We start from the raw sequence: 11,602 nt of genomic DNA on the forward strand, positions 1-11,602 counted from the left end.
CTCAGCAATCCGGAGGAGCCCGCGCCGCGGCGGGCGCGGGCGCGCGGTCGAGTTCGACCGGAGGCGCGACGGAAAACGGGACGGTGCACCGATCCGGCCGGGCGAGGCGGATCTCGCCCGGGGCGTCGGCGAACGGCAGCGGGTGCGCGGCGACGAGGTGCGGGCCCTGTTCCTGGACCAGGGCGGATTCCGGTTCGTGCGGACGCGGGCCCGCCGGTCCCGGACCGGGGACCGCGACGCCGAGCAGGAGCAGCGCGGTGAGCAGCAGGACGAGGATGGACCGGTGCCGCGGCGCGGGAGCGGCGGCAGCAGTCGTCATCTCGGGACGAGTTTACCATGCCTTTAATGTCCGCCGGACACTCCAAGAGGTGTCCACAGTAGACATACCGACGCCAGTTCGCACGATTCCGGCCTCGTTCAGCCGATCTGCATTGTCCACAGTGGACCAGAGCGGTTCACGTCCGGGAAACCTCGGCGCATCCCTTGCCCCGCCGCTTCACGCTCGGTTATCGTGGCGTTACGCCGCAGCAGTACCCGGAACCGGTCATTCGCCGGTCCGGCCGCCTTGCCCACGTACCGCGGAAAGGGATTCCCCTCATGCGCAAGACGATGCGGCCCGCGCTGGTCGCCGGTCTCACGGCTGCCTCGGCCCTCGCTCTCGTCCTCGGCACCCCCGCCCTCTCGGCCGCCGCCGTGCCCGCCCCGCTCGCCGCGTCGGCGTCCGTGCTCGGCTCGGGCGGCGACCTCGCGTCCCCGGAGAAGAAGGAGATCGCGATGCAGCTGGTGTCGAGCGCGGAAAACTCGTCGCTCGACTGGAAGAAGCAGTACGCCTACATCGAGGACATCGGCGACGGCCGCGGCTACACCGCGGGAATCATCGGGTTCTGCTCCGGCACCGGCGACCTGCTCGAACTCGTGCGGGCCTACACCAAAGCCGTGCCGGACAACCCGCTGGCGAAGTTCCTGCCCGCGCTGGAAAAGGTCAACGGTTCCGACTCGCACGAGGGACTCGGCTCGGCCTTCGAAAGCGCGTGGAAGCAGGCCGCCGGCACCGAGGAATTCCAGGCCGCGCAGAACAGCGAGCGCGACCGCGGGTACTTCGATCCGGCGGTGAACCAAGGCAAATCCGACGGTCTCGGCGCGCTCGGCCAGTTCATCTACTACGACGCCATCGTAATGCACAGCCCCGGCACGAGCACCGACAGCTTCGGCGGCATCCGCGACGCCGCGCTGTCGCAGGCGAAGCCGCCCGCCCAGGGCGGCGACGAAACCGCTTACCTCAAGGCGTTTCTCGACGCCCGCAAGGTGGTCATGAAGAAGGAAGAAGCGCATGCGGACACGTCCCGCGTCGACACCGAGCAGTTGGTGTTCCTCAACGACGGCAACCTCGATCTGCACCCGCCGCTGAAGTGGAAGGTCTACGGGGAGCCGTACGAGATCAACTGAGCCCGCAGCAGGTTCTCGCGGTCACCGCGCACAGCGCGTCCGCGTGGAACCACGACGGCGAACGCTGGGTACGGACGCTCGGTCCGTACCCAGCGGAGGTCGGCGCGCAAGGAATCGGCGTTGCGCGCGAAGGACTTTCCCGTACCCCGGCCGGAACCTGGCCGCTCACCGAGGCGTTCGGCATCGCACCGAACCCCGGCACCCGGCTCCCCTACCGCCGAGTGACCACTTCGGACTGGTGGGTGTCCGATGTGCACTCCCCGCGGTACAACACCCATTACCGAGGCGCCTCCGGCCCGTTCGACCAGGCAGCGGGCGAGAACCTCGGCGCGGCGGGCCCGGCGTACGCGCACGCGGTGGTGATCGACTACAACCGCTCGCCGGTCGTGCCCGGGGCCGGTTCGGCGTTCTTCCTGCACGTGGCCACCGGCGGGCCGACCGCGGGCTGCGTCGCCCTGGCGCTCGACGACCTCGTCGCCGTCCTGCGCTGGCTCGATCCCGCGCGGAATCCGGTCATCGCGATAGTTGATCGGCCGTCCGCGTGTTGATGACCCGGTCCGGGCCGATGCCCGCCTTTTCCGCCCGCTCGCAGCCGTAGGCCTGCCAGTCGAGCTGACCGGGCGCGTGCGCGTCGCTGTCGATCGCGAACTCGCAGCCCAGCTCGACCGCCTGGCGCAGCAACCGCATCGGCGGGTCGAGCCGGTCCGGTCGCGAGTTGATCTCCACCGCCACGCCGTTCTCGCGGCACGCGGTGAACACCTTCTCCGAGTTGAACTGCGACTCCGGCCTGCTCCGTCCGCCGACCAGCCGTCCGGTGCAGTGCCCCAGCACGCGGACGTGCGGATTCTCGACGGCGGCCAGCATCCGCGGCGTCATCTCCCGCGCCGGCATCCGCAGCTTCGAATGCACGCTGGCCACCACGAAATCGAGCCGGTCCAGCAGCTGCTCGGTCTGGTCGAGCGCGCCGTCGTCAAGGATGTCGACCTCGATGCCGTGCAGCAGCCGGAACGGGGCCAGTTGCTCGTTCACCCGCGCGACCTCGTCCATCTGCGCCCGCAGCCGCTCCGGAGACAGCCCGCGCGCGACGGTCAGCCGCGGCGAATGGTCGGTGAGCACGATCCACTCGTGCCCCAGGTCGCGTGCCGTCTCGGCCATCTCGAGGATCGGGCTGCCACCGTCGGACCAGTCGGAGTGCGTGTGACAGTCGCCGCGAAGCGCCGTACGCAGTTCGCCGCCGTCCGGCAGCGTGCTTTCGGGCAGCTTCGCCGCGTACGCGGGCGTACGGTCGTGCCACGCGTCCTCGATGACCCCGGCGGTGGCTTTGCCGATCCCCTTTAACGCCTGAAGCGACTTCGCACCGACGCGCGCCGCGAGTTCGTCCTCGGACAGCCGCTCGACCACGGCAGCGGCCTGGCGGAAGGCGCGCACCCGGTAAGTCGGTTCACCGGCGCGTTCGAGCTGGAAGGCGATGTCGCGCAGGGCGCGGGCCGGGTCCATGACTCCTGTTCTACCCGCTCAACCGCGCCCAGGCAGCTCGTGGAGCTCGACGCCGTCCAGACGGCCGTCGCGGATCTCGGCGGTCTGGTAGGTGCAGAACGGCTGCCGCCGCCGGTCGGTGGGCGAACCGGGGTTGAGCAGCCGCAGGCCGCCGGGCGTCACCGTGTCCCACGGGATGTGGCTGTGCCCGAAGATCAGCACGTCGACGTCCGGATACAGCGCGTCGCAGCGGGCCGCGCGCCCCTTCGCGTCGCCCGTTTCGTGGACGACCGCCAACCGCACGCCCTCCAGCGTCTCGCGGGCGACCTCGGGCAGGCGTTTCCGCAGTTCGGGACCGTCGTTGTTGCCGTAAACGCCGATCAGCCGGGCGCTGCGGGTTTCGAGCGCGTCGAGAGTGGCCACGTCGACCCAGTCGCCCGCGTGCACCACGACGTCGGCGCGGGAGACCTCGTCCCAGACCTGCGCGGGCAGTTCCTTCGCCCGCTTCGGCAGGTGGGTGTCCGCGAGGAGCAGCAACCGCACGCCGTCACTCCTCCCCGATCGCCTCGAGCACGTGGTCGAGGAACGCCGCGATGTGCGCGCGCAGCAGCTCGGCCGCGCCGTCCTCGTCGCCCTTCCGCGCGGCGGCGAGCACAGCCTTGTGCTCGCTCCATTCCTTGCGCCAGCTGGGATTCGCGTCCCAGCCGACCACGGTGATCAGCGCCGCCCGGTCGCGCAGATCGTCCAGCATCGACACCATCAGCGGGTTGCCGCAGCCCGCGTACAGCGCGCGGTGGAACCGCCGGTTCAGCAGGCTCAGCGTGGTCTGGTCGGCGTCCGCGGCCGACGCTTCCTTGAGGATCTGCGCGGCCTCGTCGAACGCCGTGCGGTCCGAAGACCGGACGGCACGGCGCAGCGCTTCGGGCTCCAGCACCATCCGCACGTCGTAGACCGACCGGGCCAGCGCCGCGTCGACCACGCACACCGACGCGCCCTTGTACGGGCTGAACGTGACCAGCCCGGTGTTGGACAGCACCTTGAGCGCCTCGCGCACCGGCGTCTTGGACACCCCGAGCCGCGCGGCCAGCTCCGCCTCCACCAGCTGCTGACCGGGCACCAGCTCGCGGGCGAGAATGCCGCGCCGGATCTCCTCCAGCACCACCTCGGTGCGGGAGGCGGGGAGGCTGAACGTGGACGGCATGCCGACCCTCCTGGCTTTCGCGCTCGTCCCCGCACATTCAACCAGGCGGGCGTCTCCGAGCGTCGACACGTACGATCATATATCAGATGCCATCCGCCGTCGAAGGGACCAGAGCGCGATGAAGGCACCCGAACAGCTGCGCAGCCACCGCTGGTTCGGCGGCGACGACCTGCGGAACTTCAGCCACCGCACCCGCGCCCGGCAGCTCGGCTACGAGCCGGAGGAGCACCTCGGCAAGCCGGTGATCGGCATCCTCAACACCTGGAGCGACATCAACCCGTGCCACCAGCACCTGCGCGAACGCGCGGAGCAGGTCAAGCGCGGCGTGTGGCAGGCGGGCGGGTTCCCGCTCGAGTTCCCGGTGGCGACGCTGTCGGAGACCTATCAGAAGCCGACTCCGATGCTGTACCGGAATCTGCTGGCGATGGAGACCGAGGAACTGCTGCGGTCGTATCCGGTCGACGGCGCGGTGCTGATGGGCGGCTGCGACAAGACGACCCCGGCGCTGCTGATGGGTGCGGCAAGCGCCGGGCTGCCGTCGATTTTCGTGCCCGCCGGCCCGATGCTGCGCGGAAACTGGCGCGGCGAGGTGCTCGGCAGCGGCACCGACATGTGGAAGTACTGGGACGAACGGCGCGCGGGCACGATCGGCGACCGGGAGCTGGCCGAGCTGGAACGCGGCCTCGCCCGCTCCCCCGGCCACTGCATGACGATGGGGACCGCGTCGACCATGACGTCCGCTGCCGAAGTGCTGGGGCTGACGCTGCCCGGCGCGGCCTCGATCCCGGCGGTCGATTCCGCGCACCACCGGATGGCCGCGGCGAGCGGCGCGCGCATCGTCGGCATGGTCTGGGAAGACCTGACGATCGCGAAGATCCTCGACGAACGCGCGTACGCCGACGCGATCACGACCGTGCTCGCGCTCGGCGGGTCAACCAACGCGGTGATCCACCTGATCGCGATGGCCGGACGCAGCGGGATTTCCCTGTCCCTGCGGGATTTCGACGCGATCGCGCGCCAGGTGCCGGTGCTGGCGAACATCCGGCCGGGCGGCGATTGGCTGATGGAGGACTTCTATTACGCGGGCGGTCTGCCCGGGCTGTTGTCCCGCTTGACCGACCTGCTGCACCTCGACCGCGTCACCGCCACCGGACGGCCGCTCGCCGACTCGCTCGCCGACGTGCGCGTGCACAACGACGACGTGATCCGTGCGCGCGACAACCCGGTCGCCAGCGAAGGCGGCGTGGCCGTGCTGCGCGGCAACCTCGCTCCCGGCGGCGCGGTGATCAAGCACATCGCCGCCGACCCAGCCCTGCTGACGCACACCGGTCCGGCGGTGGTGTTCGACAACTACGCCGACCTGAAGAAGCGCATTGACGACCCGGCGCTGGGCATCACCGCCGATTCCGTATTGGTACTGCGCGGATCCGGCCCGCTCGGCGGCCCCGGGATGCCCGAGTACGGCATGCTCCCGATCCCGGCGTACCTGCTGGAACAAGGCGTACGGGACATGGTCCGGATCTCCGACGCGCGGATGAGCGGCACCAGCTACGGCGCGTGCGTGCTGCACGTGGCACCGGAATCGCACGTCGGCGGCCCGCTCGCGCTCGTCCGCGACGGCGACCTGATCACCTTGGACGTGCCCGCGCGAACGTTGCAGCTGCAGGTGGACGATGCCGAACTGGAGCGTCGTCTCGCTTCGTGGGCCGCCCCCGCGCCGCGGTTCGAGCGGGGTTACGGTGCCCTGTACGCGGAGCACATCACGCAGGCCGACGAGGGCTGCGATTTCGACTTCCTCGCCCGCGCCGGCGCCAATCCGGAACCGGACGCCGGGTGACCGTCGTGAGTGCTGGCGCCGGTTCTAACCGGCATCGCCACTCACGACAGAGGGTGACCGGTTTGTTCCGCTGGGGGCAGTAGTCCGGCATGTCCGGCTCGGCCCGTACGCTGTGCCCCTGACCGCAGCGAATCGAAGGGGTCGTGAGGTGCAGTACGAACCGCGCTGGCCGGAAACCGACAGCGACCAGACCGACATCCTGCCGGTCGTGCCGCCGGAGGAGCCTCCGTCCCCGCCGCGCCGGCGCGGCCTGCGCAAGGCGGGCTGGATCAGCGGCGGCGTGCTCGGCGTGCTGGTCGTCGCGTACCTCATCGACCTGCTGACGAGCCAGGGCCGGGTGCCGCGCGGCGTCGTCGTGGCCGGCGTGGACGTCGGCGGGCTGGAGCGGCCGGTCGCCGAACGCGAGCTGCGCGGGAAGATCGAGCCCCGGCTCACGCAGCCGCTCACGGTCACCGCGGGCGACGCACGCACCAAGCTGTCGCCGACCGAGGCCGGGCTGGGACTCGACTGGAGCGGCACCCTCGACCAGGCGGGCGACCAGCCGATCAACCCCTTCACCCGGCTCGCGTCGTTCTTCGGCACGCGGGAACTGGGCGTCGTGTCGCACGTCGAGGACGCGAAGCTCGACCCGGCGCTCGAGAACCTGCGCGGCCGCGTCGACCGGGAGCCGAAGGAAGGCGCGATCCGGTTCGACGGCACCACCCCGGTCGCGGTCCCGCCGCAGGCCGGGCAAAAACTGGACGTCGCGGCGGCGCGCGCGAAGGTGCTGAGCGGCTGGGCTTCGGGCCGCGAGCTGAAGCTTCCGGTCGCGCCGACGCCGGTGCGCACCACCGCGGAAGGCGTGCAGCGCGCGCTCGCCGAGTTCGCCAAGCCCGCGGTGTCCGCGCCGGTCGTCGTCAAGGGCGAAGGCGCGGACGCGACGCTGACGCCGGAGCAGATCGCCGGCGCGCTCACGTTCGTGCCCGGCGACGGCGGCGGCCTCGCCCCGCAGATCGACCCGAAGAAGGTCACCGACGCGCTCGCGCCGCAGCTGAAGTCCACCGAGCAGGAGGGCAAGGACGCGGCGATCGCGTTCTCCGGCGGGAAACCGGTCGTCGAACCGTCCGCGGACGGCAACACGGTCGACTGGGAGCAGAGCCTCAAACCGCTGCCGAACACGCTGAAGCAGACCGACAGCCGCGAGCTGAAGGCGATCTACAAGAAGACGCCCGCGAAGGTCACCACCGAGCAGGCGGACAAGCTAGGCGTCAAGGAAGTCATCGGCGAGTTCACCACCGGCGGGTTCGCGGCCGATTCCGGCACGAACATCCGCGTGGTCGCCGAAAAGGTGAACGGCGCGATCGTGAAGCCGGGAGAAACGTTCAGCCTCAACGGGTTCACCGGGCCGCGCGGCCGTCCGCAGGGGTACGTCGAGGCGGGCGTGATCGAGAACGGCGCGCCCGCCCGCGAGGTCGGCGGCGGCATTTCGCAGTTCGCCACCACGCTGTACAACGCGGCGTACTTCTCCGGGATGAAGGACGCCGGGCACAAGGAGCACAGCTACTACATCAGCCGGTATCCGGCCGCGCGCGAGGCGACGGTGTTCCAGAATCCCAATGGCGCCAGCGTGATCGACCTGAAATTCACGAACGACTCGGACACCGGCGTCGCCATCCAGACCATTTGGACGCCGTCGTCGATCACCGTGAAACTGTGGGGCACCAAGCGGTACACCGTCGAATCGGTTCCCGGCGAACGCACGAATCCGACGCCGCCGCCGACCAAACCGGGTCCGGCGGAGAACTGCCACGCGTCCAACGGCGCGCCCGGTTTCACCGCGACCGACACCCGGATCCTGCGCGACGCCTCGTCAGGCCGGGAAGTTTCGCGGCACACGCGGTCGGTCCGCTACAACCCGCAGCCGAAGATCACCTGCGGGGAGCAGTGAGTCGCTGCATCGTGGCGGCCACTGCCAGCTCGACGGCGAAGGAAAACTCCGCTTCGTGATCGCACCGCGCCAAATGCGGCGCGGATTCGACCACGGCGGGAAGTTCGGTCTGCTCCAATTCCGCGCGGCGGTGCGCGATTCCGGCTTCGTCGGTGACGCCGAACGCCGGTCCCGCGCCTGCCTCGCGAAGGAGCGAGCCGACGACGACGGCCAGGAGCGAGCGCAGCAGGTGGACCGCCTCTTCGGGCGACGCGCCTGCCTTGCGCAGCACCGAAAGCACTGCCTCGACCGGGGCGAGGGCGGCGATCGACGGCAACTGTCTGGTCAGGACCAGCGCGGCGGCCTGCGGGTGCGCGCGCGTGGCTTTCCGGAAGGACTGGGCGATCGCGCGGAGGTCTTCTTCGGGCCGTCCGGTCGGTTCCGGGAGGTCGATCCCGCCGAGGACGTGCCCGGCGACGGCGTCGAGCAAGGCTTCCTTGCCGTCGATGTGGTGATAGAGGCTCTTCGCGTCCACGCCGAGGCGCTGCGCGACGGTCCGCATGCTCACCGCTGCCGCGCCGTCGGCGTCGACTACTTCCAGCGCGGCCGTCAGGATCGCTTCCCGCGACAGCCTGGCGTCTCCCTTGCGCGGGCGTCCCCGGCGGGTCGTGGTGTTCACGGCTCCATCATGGCGTACTTGCGGTTAACCCACACCGTGGATTAAATTGCGGTCCCGCCCTTCTCGGCTTGGAGGAACCCGTGGACCCGTTGGCCATTCCCGCGCCCGAAGTGCTGCGCGCCCGGCAAAAGGTCGTCCTCGACCACTTCCACGACGAGGTGCGCCAGGACTGGGACGACGTGCTCGCGACGTTCCCGCATCCGCACTACGAGATCGTCCCGACGATGACGGTGCACGACGGCGATGCCGCGGTGCGCGGCTACTACGACGAAACGCGCCGCGCTTTTCCCGATCAAGACCACGAAATCATCGCGCTGCGGCACAGCGCCGATGCGGTAATCGTGGAGTTCTGGCTGCTCGGCACGCATCGCGGCCCGCTCGGGAAGATCCCGCCGACCGGACAGCGGTTCCGCGTCCGGATGACCGCGTATTTCCTCTTCGACGCGGACGAACAGCTGGTGTGCGAACGCATTTACTTCGACACGCTCACCATGCTCCGCCAGCTGCTGCGCGCGTACGACGTCCGGAAACCCGCCTCGTGGCCCAAGCTCGTGCGCGCGGTGCGCGGGCTGCTGGCGATGTCCGGCGATCCGAATCCGCGGCTTTCCGATACCAGTCCGCCCGCTTTTTGTCGGTGACCCCGCGTACAGTCGGGCGCACACCACGGGAAGGGGGAACCGGTGTCCGACGACGCGGCCATGGGGCTTTACGGACTCACCAAACGGTTCGGGACCACGCTGGCGGCAGACGACGTGCGGCTGGAAGTGCCGAAGGGGTCGTTCTTCGGCCTCGTCGGCCCCAACGGAGCCGGGAAAACGACGTCGCTGTCGATGGCGGTCGGGCTGCTCCGGCCGGATTCCGGCGAGGCGCGCGTGTTCGGCGTGGACGTGTGGCGGGAACCGGAACGGGCGAAAAGCCTGATCGGCGTTCTTCCGGACGGATTGTCCATTCCGGAGCGGCTCACCGGGCGGGAACTGCTGACGTACATGGGCCTGCTGCGCGGGCTCGCGCCGGACACGGTCGCCGAACGCGCCCAGGAACTGCTCGGCGTGCTGGAGCTGACGGACGCCGAGCGCACGCTCGTCATCGACTATTCCGCGGGCATGCGCAAGAAGATCGGCCTCGCGACGGCGTTGCTGCACGGGCCGCGGCTGCTGGTGCTGGACGAGCCGTTCGAGGCGGTCGACCCGGTTTCGGCGTCGACGATCCGCACGATCCTGCAGCGGTTCGTCGCCTCCGGCGGGGCGGTGGTGCTGTCGAGCCACGTGATGGCGTTGGTGGAACAGCTGTGCAGCCACGTCGCGGTGATCACGCGCGGACGGGTCGTGGCCGCGGGCGCGGTGGCCGACGTACGGGGCGAAGGCACGCTGGAAGACGCGTTCGTGCACATCGTCGGCGGGCGGACCGGTGGAGCGGAGGGGCTGGCGTGGTTGGCGTCCTCGTCCGACTGAAGCTGCGGGTCCTGCGCAATTCGCTGCGCGGGCGGCAGATCGCCGGAATGATCGTCGGCGGCCTCGCCGGCCTGGTGGCGGCCCTGGTCACCATCGGCATCGCGGTGTTGCCCGCTCCGGAAGCGCGGATCACCGTCGACCTGCTCACCTCGGTCTACGCGGTGTGGATGGCGGGCTGGGTGCTCGCCCCGATCGCGACCGGCGGCGGGGACGACACGCTGCGGCCGGAACACTTCGCGCTGCTGCCGATCGGACGGCGCAAACTGGCGGTCGGGCTGCTCGCGGCGAGCTTCGTGGGCGTCACCGCGCTGGTGAGCCTGCTGGCGTTCCTCGGCTTGGTGTTCTACGGACTGCGGTTCGGCCCTGCCGCGGCGCTCGTCGGTCTCGTGTTCACCGTGCTGCAGCTGGCGTTCGTGGTGCTGCTGTACCGCGTGGTGATGGCCGCGCTGGGCGCGCTGCTGACGTCGCGCAAGGGCAAGGAACTCGGCATCATCCTGGTGGCGCTCACCGGGTTGTCCGGCGTCGCGGTGAACTACGTGATGAAGAACGTCGCCCCGGCGATCGTCAACGGCCAGATGCCCGGCTTCGTCAGCGTCATGCACGCGCTGCCGTCCGGCTGGGGCACGCTCGCGGTGCACGCCGCCGGGACCGGGGAATGGGGCACAGCCGGCGGCCTCTTCGCCGCTTTGCTCGGCGTAGTGGCGGTTCTGGTCCTGATCTGGGGTGCGCTGCTGGCCCGCCAGGTCACCACGCCGTCCTTCCGCGGCGCCTCCCGCACCCGCGCGAAGAGCAGCCGCACGCGACGCAGCCTGCTGCCTTCGACGCCGGTGGGCGCCGTGGCGCGCAAGGAACTGCACACCTGGTGGCGAGACGCCCGACGCCGCGTCGCCCTGATGTCGACGCTGCTGATCGGCTTCGTCATCACCGTCGTGCCGTCCCTGTCCGGCGGCGGCGACCGGTCGGCGATGCTGCCGTATTTCGGTGTCGCAGTAGTGCTTTTCGCGTCGATGCAGTCCGGCAACTTGTACGGAATGGACGGCAGCGCGCTATGGCACACGCTGGTCGTGCCCGGAGCCGAACGCGCCGACATCCGCGGCCGCCAACTGGCGTGGACGCTGATCGTCGCCCCGGTGGCCTTGGTGCTCGCGCTGGTCCTGCCTGGCGTCACCGGCGTACCGAGCGCGTACCCGTGGGTCCTCGGCCTGGTCCCGGCGACACTGGGCGCCGGCGCCGGGGTCTTGATGCTGCAATCGGTCTTCCTGGCCTTCCCGCTGCCGGATCAACGCCGCAGCGGCAGCCCGTGGTCGTCCGGCGGACGTCCCGGATGCGCTCGAGCCGCCCTGATGCTGGCGACCACGCTGCTCATCGTGGTCGGTGCGCTGCCGGTCGTGGCGCTGGGCGTGGCCGGAACACTGACGGACCTGCCGGTGCTGCAGTGGCTGGGCATCCCGGCCGGCATCGCGACCGGCCTCGCACTGGCGTGGTGGTGGGGTTCGCTCGCCCAGCAACGGCTGGTAGCGCGAGGTCCGGAGCTGCTGGCGACCGTCTCCAAAGAACGGTGACAGATTTTTCTCGCCGGTTTTCTCGCCGAGGTGTCGAATGGCGT

General features: G+C 70.3%; 12 protein-coding genes. 7 read left to right on the top strand and 5 right to left on the bottom strand.

What is annotated here, in order from left to right; genetic code table 11:
* Position 1: 1 nt before the first annotated feature.
* Positions 2-319 (bottom strand): hypothetical protein, encoded by a 318-nt coding sequence (locus SSMG_RS27885; protein ID WP_009081506.1) that lies wholly within the window; start codon positions 317-319, stop codon positions 2-4.
* Between the two features lie 278 nt (positions 320-597).
* Between SSMG_RS27885 and SSMG_RS27890 the strand changes: the two genes are divergently transcribed.
* Positions 598-1,446, top strand: coding sequence for a chitosanase (locus tag SSMG_RS27890; protein ID WP_037715085.1), 849 nt, complete (start codon positions 598-600; stop codon positions 1,444-1,446).
* The gene (locus SSMG_RS27895; RefSeq protein WP_009081510.1) at positions 1,410-1,994 is read left to right on the top strand and encodes a L,D-transpeptidase; all 585 of its coding nucleotides are present in this window, start codon (positions 1,410-1,412) and stop codon (positions 1,992-1,994) included. Before SSMG_RS27890 ends, SSMG_RS27895 begins: the two co-directional genes overlap by 37 nt.
* On the opposite strand, the gene SSMG_RS27900 is transcribed toward SSMG_RS27895, so the two are convergent.
* Genes SSMG_RS27900 through SSMG_RS27910 form a run of 3 tightly spaced genes read right to left on the bottom strand, consistent with a single transcriptional unit; the run spans position 1,960 to position 4,123 of the window.
* A complete protein-coding gene (locus SSMG_RS27900) occupies positions 1,960-2,943 on the bottom strand; it encodes a PHP domain-containing protein (RefSeq protein ID WP_009081512.1) in 984 nt (327 codons plus the stop codon). The genes SSMG_RS27895 and SSMG_RS27900 overlap by 35 nt on opposite strands.
* 18 nt (positions 2,944-2,961) lie before the next feature.
* Positions 2,962-3,465 (bottom strand): metallophosphoesterase, encoded by a 504-nt coding sequence (locus SSMG_RS27905; RefSeq protein ID WP_009081514.1) that lies wholly within the window; start codon positions 3,463-3,465, stop codon positions 2,962-2,964.
* Between the two features lie 4 nt (positions 3,466-3,469).
* Positions 3,470-4,123, bottom strand: a complete 654-nt coding sequence (locus SSMG_RS27910) for a GntR family transcriptional regulator (protein ID WP_009081515.1) — start codon at positions 4,121-4,123, stop codon at positions 3,470-3,472.
* A 118-nt stretch (positions 4,124-4,241) separates the two neighbouring features.
* Here SSMG_RS27910 and araD point away from each other — a divergent pair, with 118 nt between their 5' ends.
* Positions 4,242-5,960, top strand: coding sequence for an L-arabinonate dehydratase (gene araD, locus SSMG_RS27915; protein WP_009081517.1), 1,719 nt, complete (start codon positions 4,242-4,244; stop codon positions 5,958-5,960).
* 148 nt (positions 5,961-6,108) lie between these two features.
* Positions 6,109-7,887, top strand: coding sequence for a VanW family protein (locus SSMG_RS27920; protein ID WP_037715088.1), 1,779 nt, complete (start codon positions 6,109-6,111; stop codon positions 7,885-7,887).
* On the opposite strand, the gene SSMG_RS27925 is transcribed toward SSMG_RS27920, so the two are convergent.
* A complete protein-coding gene (locus SSMG_RS27925; protein ID WP_009081521.1) occupies positions 7,868-8,545 on the bottom strand; it encodes a TetR/AcrR family transcriptional regulator C-terminal domain-containing protein in 678 nt (225 codons plus the stop codon). The genes SSMG_RS27920 and SSMG_RS27925 overlap by 20 nt on opposite strands.
* A gap of 80 nt (positions 8,546-8,625) precedes the next feature.
* On the opposite strand from SSMG_RS27925, the gene SSMG_RS27930 reads away from it, so the two are divergent.
* Genes SSMG_RS27930 through SSMG_RS27940 form a run of 3 tightly spaced genes read left to right on the top strand, consistent with a single transcriptional unit; the run spans position 8,626 to position 11,558 of the window.
* Entirely contained in the window at positions 8,626-9,183 is a 558-nt protein-coding gene (locus SSMG_RS27930) for an ester cyclase (RefSeq protein WP_009081522.1), read from the top strand.
* 42 nt (positions 9,184-9,225) lie between these two features.
* Entirely contained in the window at positions 9,226-9,996 is a 771-nt protein-coding gene (locus tag SSMG_RS27935) for an ABC transporter ATP-binding protein (protein ID WP_009081524.1), read from the top strand.
* A complete protein-coding gene (locus tag SSMG_RS27940; RefSeq protein WP_009081526.1) occupies positions 9,972-11,558 on the top strand; it encodes a hypothetical protein in 1,587 nt (528 codons plus the stop codon). The genes SSMG_RS27935 and SSMG_RS27940 overlap by 25 nt, the downstream gene beginning before the upstream one ends.
* Positions 11,559-11,602 lie beyond the last annotated feature (44 nt).

The organism is Streptomyces sp. AA4 (assembly GCF_000158875.1).
Lineage (GTDB): Bacteria > Actinomycetota > Actinomycetes > Mycobacteriales > Pseudonocardiaceae > Amycolatopsis.

Bases quoted from the DNA above. Each gene is read 5' to 3' on its own strand.
- SSMG_RS27910 (WP_009081515.1), bottom strand. From the start codon at position 4,123: ATGCCGTCCACGTTCAGCCTCCCCGCCTCCCGCACCGAGGTGGTGCTG.
- SSMG_RS27900 (WP_009081512.1), bottom strand. From the start codon at position 2,943: ATGGACCCGGCCCGCGCCCTGCGCGACATCGCCTTCCAGCTCGAACGC.
- SSMG_RS27890 (WP_037715085.1), top strand. From the start codon at position 598: ATGCGCAAGACGATGCGGCCCGCGCTGGTCGCCGGTCTCACGGCTGCC.
- SSMG_RS27885 (WP_009081506.1), bottom strand. From the start codon at position 319: ATGACGACTGCTGCCGCCGCTCCCGCGCCGCGGCACCGGTCCATCCTC.
- araD (WP_009081517.1), top strand. From the start codon at position 4,242: ATGAAGGCACCCGAACAGCTGCGCAGCCACCGCTGGTTCGGCGGCGAC.